Origin of the sequence: Amnibacterium endophyticum, from assembly GCF_042680685.1 — a bacterium.
Taxonomy (GTDB): domain Bacteria; phylum Actinomycetota; class Actinomycetes; order Actinomycetales; family Microbacteriaceae; genus Amnibacterium; species Amnibacterium endophyticum.
This window is the reverse complement of the sequence record NZ_JBHUEA010000018.1, coordinates 1-16,356: the sequence shown is the minus strand read 5'-3', so window position 1 is coordinate 16,356 and position 16,356 is coordinate 1. Positions and strand designations below refer to the sequence as shown.

General features: G+C 72.5%; 18 protein-coding genes and 1 pseudogene. 15 read left to right on the top strand and 4 right to left on the bottom strand.

Annotated features, from left to right (window positions below; genetic code table 11):
• Positions 1-7 precede the first annotated feature (7 nt).
• From ACFSBI_RS11805 to ACFSBI_RS11790, 4 genes are read right to left on the bottom strand one after another with little or no spacing between them, the layout of a single operon-like run.
• Positions 8-403: a flagellar assembly protein FliW gene (locus tag ACFSBI_RS11805; protein WP_377935157.1), complete on the bottom strand. Its 396-nt coding sequence runs from the start codon at positions 401-403 to the stop codon at positions 8-10.
• Entirely contained in the window at positions 403-1,365 is a 963-nt protein-coding gene (flgL, locus tag ACFSBI_RS11800) for a flagellar hook-associated protein FlgL (protein WP_377935156.1), read from the bottom strand. Before flgL ends, ACFSBI_RS11805 begins: the two co-directional genes overlap by 1 nt.
• Positions 1,365-2,795 carry a flagellar hook-associated protein FlgK gene (gene flgK, locus ACFSBI_RS11795; RefSeq protein ID WP_377935155.1) on the bottom strand — a complete coding sequence of 477 codons (1,431 nt, stop codon included), beginning with the start codon at positions 2,793-2,795 and terminating at the stop codon, positions 1,365-1,367. Before flgK ends, flgL begins: the two co-directional genes overlap by 1 nt.
• A gap of 4 nt (positions 2,796-2,799) precedes the next feature.
• Positions 2,800-3,297 (bottom strand): flagellar protein FlgN, encoded by a 498-nt coding sequence (locus ACFSBI_RS11790; protein WP_377935153.1) that lies wholly within the window; start codon positions 3,295-3,297, stop codon positions 2,800-2,802.
• 472 nt (positions 3,298-3,769) lie between these two features.
• On the opposite strand from ACFSBI_RS11790, the gene ACFSBI_RS11785 reads away from it, so the two are divergent.
• The 15 genes and pseudogenes from ACFSBI_RS11785 to ACFSBI_RS11715 form a co-directional block, all read left to right on the top strand.
• Complete coding sequence (locus ACFSBI_RS11785; RefSeq protein ID WP_377935152.1) at positions 3,770-4,582, top strand: sigma-70 family RNA polymerase sigma factor; 813 nt, start codon at positions 3,770-3,772, stop codon at positions 4,580-4,582.
• A 140-nt stretch (positions 4,583-4,722) separates the two neighbouring features.
• Entirely contained in the window at positions 4,723-5,931 is a 1,209-nt protein-coding gene (locus ACFSBI_RS11780) for a flagellin N-terminal helical domain-containing protein (protein ID WP_377935150.1), read from the top strand.
• A 104-nt stretch (positions 5,932-6,035) separates the two neighbouring features.
• Positions 6,036-7,445: a flagellar filament capping protein FliD gene (gene fliD, locus ACFSBI_RS11775; protein ID WP_377935148.1), complete on the top strand. Its 1,410-nt coding sequence runs from the start codon at positions 6,036-6,038 to the stop codon at positions 7,443-7,445.
• A 7-nt stretch (positions 7,446-7,452) separates the two neighbouring features.
• Positions 7,453-7,869: a flagellar export chaperone FliS gene (locus ACFSBI_RS11770; RefSeq protein ID WP_377935146.1), complete on the top strand. Its 417-nt coding sequence runs from the start codon at positions 7,453-7,455 to the stop codon at positions 7,867-7,869.
• Positions 7,869-8,159 (top strand): hypothetical protein, encoded by a 291-nt coding sequence (locus tag ACFSBI_RS11765; RefSeq protein WP_377935144.1) that lies wholly within the window; start codon positions 7,869-7,871, stop codon positions 8,157-8,159. The genes ACFSBI_RS11770 and ACFSBI_RS11765 overlap by 1 nt, the downstream gene beginning before the upstream one ends.
• Positions 8,160-8,645: 486 nt before the next feature.
• Positions 8,646-8,987, top strand: coding sequence for a flagellar basal body rod protein FlgB (locus ACFSBI_RS11760; protein ID WP_377935142.1), 342 nt, complete (start codon positions 8,646-8,648; stop codon positions 8,985-8,987).
• Positions 8,987-9,373 carry a flagellar basal body rod protein FlgC gene (locus tag ACFSBI_RS11755; RefSeq protein ID WP_377935141.1) on the top strand — a complete coding sequence of 129 codons (387 nt, stop codon included), beginning with the start codon at positions 8,987-8,989 and terminating at the stop codon, positions 9,371-9,373. The genes ACFSBI_RS11760 and ACFSBI_RS11755 overlap by 1 nt, the downstream gene beginning before the upstream one ends.
• Complete coding sequence (gene fliE, locus ACFSBI_RS11750) at positions 9,373-9,678, top strand: flagellar hook-basal body complex protein FliE (RefSeq protein ID WP_377935139.1); 306 nt, start codon at positions 9,373-9,375, stop codon at positions 9,676-9,678. Before ACFSBI_RS11755 ends, fliE begins: the two co-directional genes overlap by 1 nt.
• Positions 9,675-11,321 (top strand): flagellar basal-body MS-ring/collar protein FliF, encoded by a 1,647-nt coding sequence (gene fliF / locus ACFSBI_RS11745; protein WP_377935137.1) that lies wholly within the window; start codon positions 9,675-9,677, stop codon positions 11,319-11,321. The genes fliE and fliF overlap by 4 nt, the downstream gene beginning before the upstream one ends.
• On the top strand, positions 11,318-12,427 hold the full coding sequence (locus ACFSBI_RS11740) for a flagellar motor switch protein FliG (RefSeq protein ID WP_377935135.1): 1,110 nt from the start codon (positions 11,318-11,320) through the stop codon (positions 12,425-12,427). The genes fliF and ACFSBI_RS11740 overlap by 4 nt, the downstream gene beginning before the upstream one ends.
• Complete coding sequence (locus ACFSBI_RS11735; protein WP_377935133.1) at positions 12,417-13,148, top strand: FliH/SctL family protein; 732 nt, start codon at positions 12,417-12,419, stop codon at positions 13,146-13,148. Before ACFSBI_RS11740 ends, ACFSBI_RS11735 begins: the two co-directional genes overlap by 11 nt.
• Before the next feature lie 20 nt (positions 13,149-13,168).
• Positions 13,169-14,449 carry a FliI/YscN family ATPase gene (locus ACFSBI_RS11730; protein WP_377935261.1) on the top strand — a complete coding sequence of 427 codons (1,281 nt, stop codon included), beginning with the start codon at positions 13,169-13,171 and terminating at the stop codon, positions 14,447-14,449.
• Entirely contained in the window at positions 14,449-14,874 is a 426-nt protein-coding gene (locus tag ACFSBI_RS11725) for a flagellar FliJ family protein (protein ID WP_377935131.1), read from the top strand. Before ACFSBI_RS11730 ends, ACFSBI_RS11725 begins: the two co-directional genes overlap by 1 nt.
• Positions 14,871-15,671 (top strand): C40 family peptidase, encoded by an 801-nt coding sequence (locus tag ACFSBI_RS11720; protein ID WP_377935129.1) that lies wholly within the window; start codon positions 14,871-14,873, stop codon positions 15,669-15,671. The genes ACFSBI_RS11725 and ACFSBI_RS11720 overlap by 4 nt, the downstream gene beginning before the upstream one ends.
• A 2-nt stretch (positions 15,672-15,673) precedes the next feature.
• Positions 15,674-16,356, top strand: a pseudogene (locus ACFSBI_RS11715) (hypothetical protein); the annotation flags it as partial.

The following is a 16,356-nucleotide window of genomic DNA, read 5'->3' as shown; positions in this document are numbered from 1 at the left end:
CCCGCGGCTACGCCGCGGCGAGCTGCGCCTGGAGGGGCCAGTCCTCCTCGAGGATCAGCTGCGTCGCGGCGGCCGTGACCGGGTTGACCACGATCGGCGCGAGCAGGTTCACGATCGGCGCGCCGTCCTGCAGATCCGCGACGACGTAGACGTCGACCTCGGCGACCGACGAGACGCCGAGGGCGGCCAGCTCCTCGTCCCCGATCTCCGGCAGGTAGTCGGCCAGGTACAGGGTCGGGTCGAGCAGGAACAGCCGGAGGCCCTCGCCGGCGGTGTCGCGCAGCGTGTAGAGGCCGGACGCGCCGTCGACGGGCGCGAGGTCGAACTCGGTCAGCGGGGCGAAGCCGGGCGGCGGTGCCGTGAAGCTGAGCCGGGCGGAGCGGGTGGCAGTGAGGTTCGTCATCAGCGCAGGAAGCTCATCAGGGTCGGTTGGAGGACTTGGGCGGTCACGGCGAGGCTCGTCTGGTAGGCGAGCTCCTGGGTCTTCAGGTCGAGCAGCACCTTCGTCGTGTCGATGTCCTGCACGTCGGAGCGCTGCTGCTCGAGGAGGGTCGACTGGTCGCCGACCCGGGTCTTCGCGTCCTGGATCCGACTGTAGGCGTTCCCGATGACGGCGTGCTCGGTCGTCATCCGGCTCATCGCGGACTTCAGGTCGTCGATCCCGGCCGTGATCGCGGCCTTGTCGGCCGTGCCGGTGTCGTAGTCGGGCGACTGCAGCGCCGTGATGACGCGGTCGATCGACTCGAAGACGCTCGTGCCCGCGACGGCCGGCGGTCCCGCCACGGACGGGGTGCCGAACGCCGCCGCCCCGTTCCCGCTCACGGGGATCGTCTCGGTGCTGCTGATCCTGCGCTGCGCGGCGGGCAGCACGGTCGTCGTGCCCTGCACGACGCCGTTGAAGGTGCCGTCGGCGCTGAACGCCGCGGGCGCGTCGGAGGAGCCGGCGAAGACCGAGCGGCCGAGGTACTGCGTGTTCGCCTGCCCGAGCAGCTCCGACCGCAGGCTCGTGAGCTGCGCCGCGATCGCGCTCCGCACCTCGGGCGATGAGGTCGCGGAGTTCGCGGCCTGGATCGTGAGGTCGCTCGCCTTGCGGACCAGGTCCTCGGAGGTGCTGAGCGCGGAGTCGGCCGTGCTCAGCCAGCCGAGCCCGTCGGTGATGTTCGAGGCGTACTGGCTGTTGTTCGCGATCGACGACTGCAGGCGCAGGATCGTGCCTGCGGCGACCGGGTCGTCGGAGGCCTTGGCGACGGCGATGCCGCTGGAGGACTGCTGCTGCAGCGTCGAGAGGCGGGCCTTCGACTGCGCCATCGCCGTCTGCGAGTTCAGGTACAGCTGCTGGCTGGTGACCCGTCCGATCGTCGTCATCAGCCCCTCCCGGCGCCGGTGCGGTTGATGAGGGTGTCGAGCATCTCGTCGACCGCGCTCAGGACGCGCGCGGCGCCCTGGTAGGCGTGCTGGAACACCACGAGGTTCGCGGTCTCCTCGTCGAGGTCGACGCCGCTCTGCGAGGTCTGCGCCGTCGTCGCGGCGGTCGCGGCGCTGTCCGCGACGGAGGCGCGGGTGGTCGCGGCCTGCGTGAGGGCGCCGAGGCGGGTCACGAAGGTCGACCAGTCCGCGTCGGGCGCGTCTGCGCCGGTGCCGAGCTGCGAGATCGCGTCGGCGACCTGCCCGTCGGAGGAGCCCGGCGTCGCGGAGCTCGCCGCGATGCCCGCCACCGACGTCGGCACGATCGTGAGCGTCAGCGCACGGGAGCCCGTGGCGTTGGAGAAGTCGAAGAACTTCGCACCGGTCGCTCCGCTCGGCGTCTGGCCGGCTTCGTGCGCCGCGTTCACCTTCTGCTCCAGCGTCGACGCCATCGAGTCGTAAGCGGCCGCGGCCTCGGCGAACGCGCCGCCGGTGTGCTCGGGCGTCGCGGCGGCGAGCGAGGAGATCTGTGCCGCGACGGTGCCGCTCTCGACGCGGAGCGCCGTGCCGGGCTTGTCGGCGAACTCGAGCTGGATCGGGTGGCCGGCCGCCGACTCCATGGAGGCCGATCCGCCGAGCGCGAGCGCCTTCGCCGAGCCGCCGGACACGACGGTGCTGCCGCCGATGATGACGTCCATCGAACCGTTCGCGGCGGTGCGCGTCGTCGCTCCCGCGAGCGTCGAGAGCGTCGTCAGGGCGGCGTCGCGGCGGTCCATCAGCTCGTTCGCGTTGCCGCCCGAGACCGTGATCCGCAGGATCTGGTCGTTCAGCGTCGCGACGGCGGAGGTGGCCTGGTTGATCTGCGCGACGGTGTCGCTGGTGGCGGTGCGCTGGTTCGTCCAGCCCGTCTGCGCCGCCGTGTAGCCGGCGGCGATGCGACCGGTCAGCGACTGCGCGGTCGACAGCAGCGTGCTGGCCGCGGACGACGAGGTGGGGCTGTTGCTCATCGCGCCCCACGCGTTCCAGAAGGCGGTCAGCGCGCTGGACAGGCCGTTCGAGCCCGGCTCCGCGAGCCCGGTCTCCACCGTCGACAGCGCGGAGGACGCGGACGACCAGTACCCGCTCGTCGCCGCGGTGTCGCGGACGCGGGAGTCGATCAGCGCGTCGCCGAGGCGCGAGATCCCGGTGATCTGCGTGCCCTGCCCGATGTTCAGCCCGAGCGTGAAGCGGTTCGCGTAGTCGGTGCCGGGCACGGACACCTGGTCGACGCGCTGCCGCGTGTAGCCCGGGGTGTTGACGTTCGCGACGTTCTGGCCGGTGAGCTCCAGCGCCGCGCGCGCGGCGGCGAGGCCGCTGTACGCGGTGTTGAACGCGCCGAAGGTGCTGGCCATCGCGTCAGGCCCGACGGTCGAAGAGGTGGGCGTAGCCGCCGGAGCCGGACTGGCGCACGCCGCGGCCGGTGTACTCCTGGCTCGCGGGCGCGCCGGTGCCGACCGTCGCGAGGGTCTCCTGCGTCGCGCGGGTGGCCGCGCGCAGGTAGGTGAGATTCGTGTCGCGGACGTCGGCGATCTGCGCGGTCAGCGCGGTGAGCGCCGACAGGTGCGACTGGAGGATCTCGCGCCACGCGCCGTCGGGGGCGCCGTCGACCAGCTGCCGCAGCGTCGCGTCCTCCGGCAGGCCCCACTCGATCGCGACCGCGGAGGCCTCGACGGTGCGCTCGATGCCCGTGGTGCGCAGGTGCCCGAGCACCGCCTCCACCTCCCGGGTGGCGTGGTGCAGCCACTTGCTGCGGCCGGCGGTGAGCAGCAGCTGCTCCTCCTCCAGCTTGAAGACGAGCATGTCGAGCAGCTCGCGCTCGCGCCACAGCAGGGTGGAGAGGTCGTTGGCGCTCATCGCGGTCCTCCTCCTTCGTCCGTCATGGCGGATCCCACTGTCGGCCGGCGGCGCCCGCACGTAAGCGGGCTGCTCGTCGCGGGCACGGTACTGCCGCGGAACCACGCGGCACGGGAGGCGCGACGCACCCGAACTGGGGCCACGGAACGCGGACTTGCCACTTCTTGCGATCCCGCGCGGCGCGTCACGACAACAAATGGCAGGTCCGCGCTGCCAGGGACGCGGGCTTGCCACTTCTTGTCGTCGAGGACGGGGTGTCGTCGCAACACGAGGCAAGTCCGCGCTGCCGAGCGCGCGGGCTTGCCACTGGTTGCGGTCTCGCGCGGCGCGTTGTGACAAGACGGGGCAAGCGTGCGTTTCGGAGTGTGCCGCGGGCGCCCGAAGTGGGGGCGGGGCGAGCGGTCGGGAACGGGAGGGCCGCTCCTACGTTCGAGCCGCGGCCGTGACGCGCCGCCATCCACGAGGGGGAGTCATGACGGCACGCACGGAGCGCGACCGCCTGGTGCGCGAGAACCTCGCCATCGTCGGGTACCTCGTGAACGAGGTCGCCCGGAAGGCGACCCACCTGTCGCGCGACGACCTCGCCGCTGCCGGCGCGCTGGGCCTCGTCATGGCCGCGGAGAGCTTCGACCCCGCGCAGGGCGTGCCCTTCGGCGCCTTCGCCCGCAGGCGGGTGCTCGGCGCCATCGCGGACGAGATGCGCGCCGCCGACTGGGCGACCCGCACGGCCCGCCGCCGCATCAAGGAGTCGCTGAAGGTGCAGGAGCGCCTGACCTCGGCGCTCGGCCGCACGCCCACGCTCGACGAGCTGGCGGAGTCGCTCGGCGTCGACCGGGCGTCCGCCGCCGAGGCGATGGCGGACGCGCAGCGATCTGTGTCGGCACTGGACGAGACGGTCTCGGACGTCATCGCCGCCTCGACGGTCGGGCCGGAGGAGGCGGTGCTCGAGACCGAGCGCACCCGCTACGTCACCGCCGCGGTGAAGAGCCTGCCGGAGCGGATGCGCTACATCGTCGAGCAGGTCTACTTCCACGAGCGCACGGTCGGCGACCTGGCGACGGAGCTGGGGCTGACGCACAGCGCGGTGTCGCAGCAGCGCTCCGAAGCCGTTCGCATGATGCGCGAGGGCCTGCAGACGCACTATGCGACGGGGCCCGCGCCGACGATCGACGCCGGCTCGAAGACGGCCCCGGCGCGGCGCGCGGCCTACCTGGCGCGCCTCGCGGAGACTTCGGCCGCCGGGATGACGATGCCGGCACCGGTCGTCGTCCGCGCGGCGTCCTGATCGACCTCATAACTGAACACCGAGCAGTGCCCCTACTTCGGGGCGACGGCTTACCGGCGGGGAATCAGCGCCGATAGGCATTCGCGTCGGACCACGGATGGACCGCACTGTCCACATCCCAGTAATCACGGAGGAACATCATGGGATTCGCAATCAACACCAACAACGATGCGCTCAACACGTATCGCAACCTGACCAACGTGCAGAACTCGCTGAGCAAGTCGCTCGAGCGGCTGTCCAGCGGTCTGCGCATCAACCAGGCCGGTGACGATGCGGCGGGTCTCACGATCTCCACGCAGCTCGGCGCTCAGGTCTCGGGCCTGCAGCAGGCGGCCCGAAACGCGCAGGACGGCACCTCGCTCGTGCAGACCGCAGACGGCGCGCTCAGCCAGGCGCAGTCGATCCTCGGCCGGCTCCGCGACCTCGCGGTGCAGGCGGGCAACGACTCGAACAGCACCAGTGCTCGTGCGGCGATCACTTCGGAGGCGACCAGCCTTACGGCGGAACTCGCCCGTATCGGTAGCTCGGTCAACTTCAACGGTACGAACCTGCTCGACGGCTCTACTCAGGCCTTCCGCTTCCAGGTGGGTGCTGACGGAAACTCCCAGAGCCAGATCACGGTCGACCTGTCAGGCGCGAATCTCGCTGGGGTGGCTGCGGCCCTCACTAACGGCTCGTCGGGTGACAAGTTCACGACTGCACAGATCAAGACCGTGACGTCGTTCATCGCGACGAATGACAATGGTTCCACCACGAAGTACGACGTGTCGGATGCGACGAGCGACGCGCTGACCGCTGCTGATGGGTACACCAATTCGTCGATGACCGCTGCCCAGCTCAACGAGGCGAAGGTCGATAAGGCCATCGCTGCGCTCAGCGGTGACTCCGCCTTCTCGGCGACATTCACGGCGGTGAAGATCAACGACAGCGGGACGTTCAAGCTGCTGGTCACGGCGAAGGACGGCAGTGCGGTCACGTCCGATGACGGGACGGGTACCAACGGGGCGCTCCACGAGGCGGGTACGGCCGCAGTGGCCAACGCCGGGTCGATCAAGTTCGACTCTGCCGTGAACGCACAGGCCGCGATCACGGCCATTGATGCGCAGATCGCGAACGTCTCGAAGGCCCGCGCGAACATTGGTGCGATCGAGAACCGGTTCAACAACGTGGTCTCCACGATCAGCACCTCGGTGCAGAACCTGACCGCTGCGAAGAGCCGCATCACCGACGTCGACATGGCGCAGGAGATGGTCAACTACACCCGGGCGAACGTGCTGTCGCAGTCCGGTACCGCGATGCTCGCCCAGGCGAACTCGCTGCCGCAGCTGGCGCTCAAGCTGCTCGGCTGATCCACCCGATGCCGCGGTGACGCGAGGCCGCTCCAGGTCCTCGCGTCGCCGCGGCTTCGGTCGTTCCCCCCGCACCCCACCACTGCTCGAGGAAGGAGACCCCGATGGCGGGCATCTCCGGCACCTCGCTGTCCGGGCTCGGGATCTCCGGGCTCTCGAGCGGCCTCGACACGAGCGGCATCATCACCAAGCTGATGTCGATCGAGGCGCTGCCGCAGAACCAGCTGAAGACGCAGCTGTCCAGCGCGACGACGTACCGGACCGCGCTGCAGTCCCTCAACACCTCCGTCGCCGCCATCGCGACGACCGCAGCCGCCGCAGCGAAGCCCGGCGCGCTCGCCTCCTTCACCGCGACCAGCGACACGAGCGGCGTGACCGCCCAGGCGTCGAGCACCGCCTCCGCCGGGTCCGTCTCCTTCACCGTCGACCAGCTGGCGAAGGCGCAGGTCTCCGTCACCGGCGCGATGACCGCCTGGCCCGACCCCGCCGGCACCGGGAAGCCCGACATCACGATCCAGGTCGGCACCGGTGCTGCCAAGACCTTCACCGCCGCCTCGACGAACCTCGACGACGTCGTCGGCGCGATCAACGGGTCCGGCACCGGGATCACGGCGACCAAGATCGCGTCCGGCACCGACCAGGACGGCAAGACGATCTTCCGCCTGCAGCTGCGCGGTGCGACGGGTGACGGCAACGGCTTCTCGGTCTACCAGGGGAGCGACACGAGCGCCCCGCCCGTCGCCGTGACGAACGTCTCCACGGCGCAGAGCGCGCAGCTGACGCTCTACAAGAACGTGCCGGGCGCGGAGCAGCAGGTCAGCTCGACGAGCAACACGTTCTCCTCGCTGCTCGGCGGCGTCGACGTCACGGTCTCGGCCGTCAGCACCGCGGCCGCCACCGTCACGATCGCTGCAGACTCCACCGCTGCGACGACCAGTGCGCAGACGCTGACCGCGAGCCTCACCACGCTGTTCTCCGGCATCGCCGCCGCCACCGCGATCACGACGACGGCGAGCACCAGCGGCACCTCGTCCAGCACCACCGGCAGCGTCTTCACCGGCGACTCGCTCGTGCGGTCCGTCAAGGACGCCCTGCTGAGCGCCGTGTCGGGCGCGGTCGGCACCACGACCTCCCCGTCGACGATCGGCATCAACCTCACCAAGGACGGGACGATCACCTTCGACCAGGCGAAGTTCGCTGCGGCGATGCAGAGCGACCCGAGCGGCACGACCTCGCTGTTCCAGACGATCGCCGGCCGGGTCGCGAAGGCGGCCGACGCCGCGTCGAACTCGACGACCGGCACGCTGACGCAGAAGATCACGTCGCAGCAGTCGACCGAGTCGAACCTGAACAAGGAGATCGGCGACTGGGACACGCGGCTCGCCGCGATCCAGCAGCAGTACACGAACCAGTTCAACGCGCTCGAGACCGCGTTGAACAGCCTCAGCTCGCAGGCGAGCTACCTCACCAGCCAGATCTCCGGGCTGACGACCAACTACCAGAGCACGAAGTAGCCAACACATGCGCAACGACCTCGCCGCCGCCCGCTCCCTCTACAACCGCGACAGCGTGCTGAACGCCTCCCCGGCGAAGCTGCTCGTCATGCTGTACGACCGCCTGCTGCTCGACCTGCAGCGCGCGGAGGCCGCGCAGCTGACCGCGGACTGGCCCACCGCCTCCGCGCAGCTGCTGCACGCGCAGGAGATCGTCGGCGAGCTGATGAACAGCCTGCGGCCCGACGTGTGGGACGGCGGCCCCGGCCTGGTGGCCATCTACTCGTACGTGCTGAACGGCATGATGCGGGCGAACACCGGCCGCGACGTCGAGAAGACCCGCGAGTGCATCCGGCTGCTCGAGCCCCTGCGCACCGCGTGGCACGAGGCCGCGCTCAAGGTCGCCATGCACGAGGCGGCGCTGCGCCGGGACGCGGTCGGCTGATGGCCTGGGATCCCTGGGGCCCGGTGCTCGACGACCTGGAGGAGCGGGTCGTCGCGGCCGAGACCGGCGACCTCTCCGCCCTGCAGGGCTGGGAGCCGCCGACCTCGATCCGTCCGATGGACGACGAGGAGCAGCACCGCGCCAACGGGATCCTCGGCCGGCAGCGCCGGCTGCTCGAGCGGCTGCGCTCCGAGCGCGCCGAGGTCGCGGCGTCGCTCGCCGCCACGCGCCGGCCCGCCCCGCGCCGCGCGCTGTCGAGCGCGCCGGTGTACGTCGACCGCGTGGGCTGAAGACCGTCTCCGCACCTCCGCCGTTGATCGAGGTGCGAGCGCAGCGAGCCTCGAGATCACTCGAGCCCGCGGGCGGAGGTGGTCCCTTCGAGAGCCTCAGGACATCGCTCGAGGCTCCGCTGCGCTCCGCACCTCGACCGACGGGGGTGGACTGCTGGCGGGGGTGGTCCCTTCGAGAGCCTCAGGACGTCGCTCAAGGCTCCGCTGCGCTCCGCACCTCGACCAGCGGAGAGCGGGTCGCTGAGTCCGTTTTGAAGGTGATCCGGTCGTAGGGGATCTCTGGATCTGCCGGCTGGGCGACCGGATCACCTTCAAAACGGACATGGCCCCCGAATGAGGGCGGTCCTCGGCCGAATGAGGGCGCGTCGCTTCCACCTCGGGTTGAAGGTTGCGCATAGCGTCGCTGCATCGAGCACGGATCGCTCGGTTCACCAGGCCACGGATCGGCCGCGCATCGCTTCCCCTCGACTGAGAACGGAATGCGCCGTGTTCGATTCGGTGTCCATGAACGCGCTGTCCAGCGCGCTCGACGGCCTGGCCCTGCGCCAGCGCACGATCGCGCAGAACATCGCGAACGTGAACACGCCGAACTACCACGCGCGCACCGTGTCGTTCGAGCAGGCGCTCGCCCAGTCCGTCGAGGCGGGCAGCGGCGCGGCGATCGCGACCACCGGCGTCTCCGACGCGCCGACCCGGCAGGACGGGAACAACGTCAGCCTCGACAACGAGACCCTGAACAACATCGAGACGGTGCTGCGGTACCAGTTCGCGACCCGCGCGGTGAACCTCGACTTCGACCTGACGCGCTCGGCGATGAGGACGAGCTGATGGACGCCATCGGCATCGCCGCGTCGGCCCTGAACACGCATCAGGCGTGGCTGAACGCGATCTCGAACAACATCGCCAACGTCAACACGGCGAAGCCGACGAGCGGCAGCGCGTTCCAGGCCGAGTACATCCACGCGCAGGAGCAGGCGGGCGACCAGGGCGTCGCCGTCGTCGGCGTGGAGCACGGCAGCGCGGCCGGGCGGCTCACCTACGACCCCACGAACCCGGTCGCGGACAAGGACGGCTACGTCCGCATGCCCGACATCGACCTCGGTGAGCAGATGTCCTCGATGATCATGGCCCAGCGCGGGTACCAGGCGAACGCCGCCGTGGTCGACCGCGCGAAGACGACCTACGAGGCGGCCCTGCAGATCGGCAGGAGCTGATGACCTTCCCCGCGATCCCCGCGATCGGCGGCCTGTCCGGCCTCGGCGGCATCCCCACGACGCCGGCGGTGCAGAGCACCGGCGGCAGCGGCTTCGGCAACGTGCTGACGAACGCGGTCCAGAACCTGAGCGACCAGCAGAGCACGGCGAACGACCTCGCCGTGAAGGCGGTCACCGGTGACCTGACCGACATCCACCAGGCGACCCTGGCCGCCACGCGCGCCCAGGTGACCATGGAGCTCGTCAGCGCCGTCCGCAACAAGGGCGTCGAGGCGTTCAACGAGATCATGCGGATGCAGGCGTGAAGCGCCTGAACGGTGCGGGCACCCGGCTGCTCGCGACGATCCGCGAGTTCACCGTCGCGCAGCGCACCATCGCGATCATCGGCGTCGCGGTGCTCGTCCTCGGCGGGATCGCGCTCGCGAACGCCGTCGGCAAGCCGACGATGACGCCGCTGTACTCGAACCTGCCCGCCTCCGAGGCGTCCGCCGTGGTCGCGCAGCTGCAGAAGGACAAGGTCCAGTACGACCTGACCGACGGCGGCTCCACGATCCTCGTCCCCGCCGGCAGCGTCGACGCGGAGCGCCTGGCGACCGCCACCCTGCTCTCGAGCGGCGCGGGCGGCTACTCCCTGCTCGACAGCATGGGCGTCACGGCCAGCCAGTTCCAGCAGGACGTCACCTTCAAGCGCGCGATCGAGGGCGAGCTCGCCAAGACGATCGAGTCGATCCAGGGCGTCTCGGCCGCGAGCGTGCAGCTCGCGATCCCGGAGCAGACGGTCTTCTCCGACGAGAAGCAGTCCCCGACGGCGAGCGTGTTCGTGAACACCGCTTCCACGCTGACCTCCGCGCAGGTCGGCGCCGTCGTGCACCTGGTGTCCGCGGCCTACCCGGGCCTGACCGACACGAACGTGTCGGTCGTCGACCAGCGCGGCAACACCCTGTCCGCGGTCGGCGGCGGCACCGCGGGTGCGGCGAGCGACCAGGCGAGCGACTACGAGGCCCGCACCAGGGACGCCGTGCAGACGATGCTCGACAAGGTGCTCGGCCCGGGCCAGGCGATGGTGACCGTCGCCGCCGACGTGTCCCGCTCCTCCGGCACGAAGCGCAGCGAGACCTACACGACGCCGAGCCAGGCGCCCGTGCTGTCCGAGAGCACCAACGAGCAGACCTACAACGGCGGCGCCGCGAACGGCGGCGCGGCCAGCGGCGTGCTCGGCAACGACACGACCAGCATCCCGGCCGGCGGCGCGGCCGGCACCGGCAGCAGCGGCAAGTACGTGTCGAAGCAGGGCGTGAAGAACAACGGGGTCGACAAGACGGTCACGGACGAGACGATCGTGCCCGGGACGCTGAACCGGCAGACGATCGCCGTCGCGGTGAACACCCCGGCCGGCGCCATCGCCTCGACCGCGCAGATCTCGCAGCTCGTGTCCAACGCCGCCGGCGTGAACACCGCGCGCGGCGACTCGGTGTCGGTGAACTTCCTGCCCTTCTCGAACGCCGCCGCGAAGCAGGCCGCGGCCGCGCTCGCGCAGTCGCAGAAGGACGCGGGCGCCGCGCAGACGACCGAGATCATCACGACCGCGATCAAGGTGGTCGGCGGGCTCCTGCTGCTGATCCTGCTGTTCGTCCTGCTGAAGAAGCTGTTCAAGCGGGAGGAGCCCGCCGCGACCGCCGTCGACGGCGGCGTGCTCGGCGTCGTCCCGGGCGGGCTGCCCGGCGACCCGGCCCTGCTCGGCGCCGGCGCGCCCGGTCAGCTCGGCGGCTGGGCCGGCATGCCCGGGGCGCAAGGCCTGCCCGCGGGCATCGCGCCGACCGAGGTGCTGCCGACCGCGGACCCCGCGTACGCGCAGATGCAGGCCGACGTCGACGCGCTCGCCGGCGGCGACCCGGCGCAGACCGCCGAGTACCTGCGGGTGCTCATGGGTGAGCGGAGCCGCGCATGACCGCGGAGGTCGAGACCCGGGAGCTGACCGGGGTGCAGAAGGCCGCGCTCGTGCTCATGAACATGAGCACCGAGCGCGCCTCCGCCGTGCTCAGGACCTTCGGGGCCGAGGAGGCGGAGGAGATCACCGCCGAGATGGCGCGGATGCGCGACGTCAGCGGGCGCGACGCCATGCTCGCGATCGAGCAGTTCAAGGACCTCGTCGAGGCGCCGCCGGAGCCGACGGAGCTGACCGGCCACGACGTCGCGACGCAGCTGATCGAGGCGGCGTTCGAGGGCGAGCGGCAGACCGAGCTGCTGGAGCGCATCGCCGCGCCCGGCTCGAGCGCGACGTTCGCATTCCTCGAGGAGCTGGAGCCGGCCCGCGCGGCCGCGCTCGTGGAGCACGACAGCGCCGAGGTCGTCGCCTTCGTGCTGGTGCAGCTGGGGCCCGACCTCGCCGCCAAGATCCTGATGTCGCAGGACCCGGGGCGCCGCGTCGACATCGCGCGGGCGGTCGCCACGATGACGTCGCCGGCGCCGGAGGCGGGCTCGATCGTCGCCGACGTCCTGCGCCGCCGCGCGCGGCTCGCCGCCTCCGAGACGGTGATCGCGATCGACGACGACGGCGAGCCCGGGGTGCCGCAGCTGCGCGTGCAGCCGCTCGTCGACATCATGAACCACGCCGAGCCGGCCGACGAGGGCGCCCTGCTGGACGGCCTGCGCGAGAAGGACGGCCTGCTCGCCGACGAGGTCCGCGCCCGGCTGCTGTCGTTCGAGGACGTGCCGCGCCTGCAGGACCGCGACCTCCAGCAGGTGCTGCGCGGCGTCGACCTCTCGACGCTGGCGCTCGCGCTGAAGGGCGCGGCGTCCGAGATCTCGTCCGCGATCACCTCCAACATGTCGGAGCGCAACCGCGAGTCGCTGGCCGAGGAGGCCGGCGAGCTCGGCCGCGTGCCGAAGCGGCAGGTGGAGGAGGCGCGCAACGTGGTCGTGCGCGCGATCCGCGAGCTGGCCGGGACGACCGGCCTGGAGCTGAAGAAGGTCGCGGGCGAGGAAGCCCCGGCCGAGGAGACCGACGTCCCCGAGACGGGGCCCGCCGAGCCGGAGGAAGAGTATGTCGACTAGCGCCGCATTCGCGCCCATCGCGTTCCCGGAGCTCGGGAGCCCCGCCCCGGCCAGGCCCCGCGCGCGGGTCGCCGCCCCGGTCGCGTTCGAGCAGGACGACACCCGCACGCGCCCCGTGGCGGTGCGGATGACGCCGCTCGCGTTCCCGGAGCTGGTGAAGGACGAGACGCCCGAGGTGCACGAGCGCGCCCGGGTGCAGGGGCACGCCGCCGGGTACGCCGCCGGCCGCCGCGCGGCGACGGAGACGCTGAACGCCGACCGCGCCGCGCTGCGGGCCGAGGCCGACCGCGCGCTCGGCGACGAGATCGCGGGCCTGCAGGCCGCGCTCGTCGCGGTGCGCGAGGCGGCCGCGCAGCTGAACGAGCAGACGACGACCGCGCTCGAGGGCACCGAGGAGCAGGTGCTCGCCGCCGCCATCGAGATCGCCGGCATGATCCTCGGCCGCGCGATCCTCGAGGACCGCGAGGGCGCCGCCGCCGCGGCCCTGCGCCGGGCGATCGAGGCCGCCGGCCCCGCTCCGGTCCGCACCGTCCGCATGCACCCGGCGGACGTGGAGCTCGTCGCCGCGGTCGCGGAGGAGGACGCCGACCTCAGGCTCGTCGCCGACCCCCGCGTGCAGCGGGGCGACGCGATGGTCGACCTGCCCGACGGCGTCGTCGACGCGCGGATCTCGAGCGCCGTCGAGCGCGTCCGCCGCGCCCTGACGGGCGGCGACGAGTGAGCGTCGACACCTGGGCCGCGATGCGCGCCGCCGCCCTGCCGGAGCGGCTCGGCCGCGTCGTGTCGGCGGTCGGGCTCGGCATCGTGGTGCGCGGCGTCGATGCGGGCATCGGTGAGGTCGTGCTCGTCGGCGACCGCCGGGAGCGCGCAGAGGTCGTCGCCGTCTCCGACGACGGCGTCACGCTGATGCCGATCGACCGCATCGAGGACCTCCACGTCGGCGCCCCCGTGCGCCCGACCGGCCGCCGCATGACGGTGCCGACCGGGCTCGGCCTGCTCGGCCGGGTGCTCGACGCCACCGGCCGCCCGATCGACGGGCGCGGTCCGCTGCAGTTCGACGACCGGGTCCCCGTGGACGCGGAGGCGCCCTCCGCGCTCGAGCGCGCCCGCATCGACACCCCGGTCGCCCTCGGCGTCCGCGCCCTCGACACCCTGACCGCGGTCGGCCGCGGCCAGCGGATCGGTCTGTTCGCCGGCTCCGGTGTCGGCAAGTCGTCGCTGCTGTCGATGATCGCCCGCGGCACCGACGCCGAGGTCAACGTGATCGCCCTGATCGGCGAGCGCGGCCGCGAGGTGCGGGAGTTCCTCGAGGACGACCTCGGCCCCGAGGGCCTCGCGCGCTCGGTCGTGATCGTGTCGACCGCGGACCAGCCGGCGCTCACCCGTGCCCGCGCCGCCTTCACGGCGACCCGGATCGCGGAGTCGTTCCGGGACCGCGGGCAGCACGCGCTGCTGATGATGGACTCGCTGACCCGCGTCGCGATGGCCCAGCGCGAGATCGGCCTGGCGGCCGGCGAGCCGCCCGCCACCCGCGGCTACCCGCCGAGCACCTTCGGGCTGCTCGCCCGGCTGCTCGAGCGCGCCGGCACCGGACCGGTCGGCTCCGTCACCGGCATCTACACGGTGCTCGTGGACGGCGACGACCACAACGAGCCGATCGCCGACACGGCCCGCTCGATCCTCGACGGGCACGTCGTGCTCGACCGCAAGCTCGCGACCGCGGGGCACTTCCCGTCGATCGACGTGCTCGGCAGCGTCAGCCGCGTCGCCTCCCGCGTCACCTCGCGCGAGCAGCAGGCCGTCGCCCGGGCGCTGCGGAGCGCCATGGCCGCTCGCCGGGGCGTGCAGGACCTGCTCGACGTCGGCGCCTACGCGGCCGGCTCGAACCCGCGGGTCGACGCCGCCGTCGCCTACGCCGGGCAGATCGAGGCGTTCCTCCGGCAGGACATGGACGACGTGACGCCTGCTGACGAGGCGTGGCACCGGCTCGCGCTGCTGGTCGGAGCGATGGGGATCGACTGATGGTGGTGTTCGGCCTGGCCGGGCTGCTGCGCCTCCGCAAGCTGGGGGAGGAGCGGGCGGCGTACGACATGGTCCGCGCGCGCTCCCGCGCGTCGGAGCTCGCGGGCGAGCGGCACCAGCTGCTCGACCAGCTGTCCGACCACGGCCACGACGCGCGCGACGTCCGCGGCATCGCGGCGATCTCGGCAGCGCGTGCCTCGTCCGCCACCATGCTGGCCGACCTGGAGGCGCTCGTGGAGAGCCAGCGGCTGGTCGTCTCCGAGGCCGAGCAGCGGCACCGCGACGCCAAGCGCGGCGTGCGCAGCGTCGAGAAGCTCGAGGAGCGATTCGACGAGGAGCAGCGGGTGGAGGAGCTGCGGACCGAGCAGGCCGCGCTCGACGAGCTGGCCGGCCGGCGGCGCCCCGACGCGGAGGACGACCGGTGAGCATCGCGGACGTCACCCAGCAGATCAGCGACATCCAGGGCCGCCTCGCGCTGCTCTCGTCGAGCCCCGCGACCTCCGTCGACGGCGGCGCCGGATTCGCCTCCGCGCTCTCCGGCGCGACGGCCACCACGGGCGCGTCCTCGGTCGGCACCGCGCTGAACGGCTCCGGCGTCACGGGCGACGACGTGGTGAAGGCGGCGCTGCAGTACCAGGGCGTGCCCTACGTGCTGGGCGGGGAGTCGAAGAGCGGCATCGACTGCTCGGGGCTCGTGCAGGCGTCGTTCAAGAGCCTCGGCGTCGACGTGCCGCGCCTGGTGCACCAGCAGCAGACCATCGGCCAGGCGGTGCCCTCGCTGAAGGACGCGAAGCCCGGCGACCTGATCGTGCTGAACGGCGGCGACCACATCGCGATCTGGATGGGCGACGGCAAGGCGATCCACGCGCCCTACCCCGGCCGGACCGTGTCGGTGCAGAAGGCCTGGTTCGACGACTCGGACATCACGACCATCCGACGGGTCGTGCCGGCGACCGCCGACGCGTCCTCCGGGACGGTGTCGGCGCTCGGCGCTGCGACCGCGGGCGGGCTCACGGCGAGCGGGCTGGCGCAGGCGTCGGCGCTGGTCGGCATGTACGGCGCGGCGTCCGGCGACTCCGGGGCCGGCGCCCTGACCTCGATGCTCGGCTCGGGCGGGGCCGCCGGCTCGCTGCCCGCCCTGCTCCCGTCCTACGGCGCGAGCGGTTCGAGCGGGACGGCGCAGCAGCTGCTCGCGGCGCGCGCGGCACTGGTGGGGAGCTGACGATGGGCACGACGATCACGCAGGCGCTGCTCGACCCGGGCGCGGCCCAGCCGCAGCCCGTGTCGGCGCGCGCGACGACGGCGACTCCGGGCGCCTTCGCACAGCTGCTCGCCGGTCAGCTCGGTGCCGGTGCCGGTGCCGGTGCCGGTGCCGGCAGCGCTGCGGGGGCCGGCGCGGGCTTCGCGGCCGAGGCGGACGTGGCGGGCGCGAGCACGGACGACGCGAAGGCGACGCCGGTCGCGCTCGCGGTGCAGGCCGGACTCGCGCTGCGTGCGCTGGCGGGCGGTGGCGCGGCGCAGCCGCGAGCGGCGGCGGCGGAGGAGGCGACCGGAGCAGCGGTCACCGGTCAGGCCGGCGCGGCGGGAGTCGTCCCCGTGCCTTCCGCGCCCGCGACGGTGGCCGTCGCAGCCGCGCCGCGAGCAGCGCAGGCGGGCGACACGTCCGGCCCCGTCCCGACCGCGACCGCGACCGCGCCCTCGCCCGCGACCGGAGCGTCGGTCGCACCCGCGAAGCCCCACCGCGGCGCGGCCGCGGAGAGCGAGGAGTCGGCGGACGAGTCCGTCCTCGCGGCGGGGGCGCCGGTCCCGGTCGCGCCACCGGTAGCACCCGAGGCCGTGCGCCCCGGCAGCGCCGCCGCCCCACCGGCAGCGGCGCGGGCCCTCGCCGTCGCGGCGCCCGGGTCGGC

Coding starts and splice junctions, on each gene's coding strand:
- ACFSBI_RS11805 (WP_377935157.1), bottom strand. CDS start 403: ATGACGAACCTCACTGCCACCCGCTCCGCCCGGCTCAGCTTCACGGCA.
- flgL (WP_377935156.1), bottom strand. CDS start 1,365: ATGACGACGATCGGACGGGTCACCAGCCAGCAGCTGTACCTGAACTCG.
- flgK (WP_377935155.1), bottom strand. CDS start 2,795: ATGGCCAGCACCTTCGGCGCGTTCAACACCGCGTACAGCGGCCTCGCC.
- ACFSBI_RS11790 (WP_377935153.1), bottom strand. CDS start 3,297: ATGAGCGCCAACGACCTCTCCACCCTGCTGTGGCGCGAGCGCGAGCTG.
- ACFSBI_RS11785 (WP_377935152.1), top strand. CDS start 3,770: ATGACGGCACGCACGGAGCGCGACCGCCTGGTGCGCGAGAACCTCGCC.
- ACFSBI_RS11780 (WP_377935150.1), top strand. CDS start 4,723: ATGGGATTCGCAATCAACACCAACAACGATGCGCTCAACACGTATCGC.
- fliD (WP_377935148.1), top strand. CDS start 6,036: ATGGCGGGCATCTCCGGCACCTCGCTGTCCGGGCTCGGGATCTCCGGG.
- ACFSBI_RS11770 (WP_377935146.1), top strand. CDS start 7,453: ATGCGCAACGACCTCGCCGCCGCCCGCTCCCTCTACAACCGCGACAGC.
- ACFSBI_RS11765 (WP_377935144.1), top strand. CDS start 7,869: ATGGCCTGGGATCCCTGGGGCCCGGTGCTCGACGACCTGGAGGAGCGG.
- ACFSBI_RS11755 (WP_377935141.1), top strand. CDS start 8,987: ATGGACGCCATCGGCATCGCCGCGTCGGCCCTGAACACGCATCAGGCG.
- fliE (WP_377935139.1), top strand. CDS start 9,373: ATGACCTTCCCCGCGATCCCCGCGATCGGCGGCCTGTCCGGCCTCGGC.
- ACFSBI_RS11740 (WP_377935135.1), top strand. CDS start 11,318: ATGACCGCGGAGGTCGAGACCCGGGAGCTGACCGGGGTGCAGAAGGCC.
- ACFSBI_RS11735 (WP_377935133.1), top strand. CDS start 12,417: ATGTCGACTAGCGCCGCATTCGCGCCCATCGCGTTCCCGGAGCTCGGG.
- ACFSBI_RS11730 (WP_377935261.1), top strand. CDS start 13,169: ATGCGCGCCGCCGCCCTGCCGGAGCGGCTCGGCCGCGTCGTGTCGGCG.
- ACFSBI_RS11725 (WP_377935131.1), top strand. CDS start 14,449: ATGGTGGTGTTCGGCCTGGCCGGGCTGCTGCGCCTCCGCAAGCTGGGG.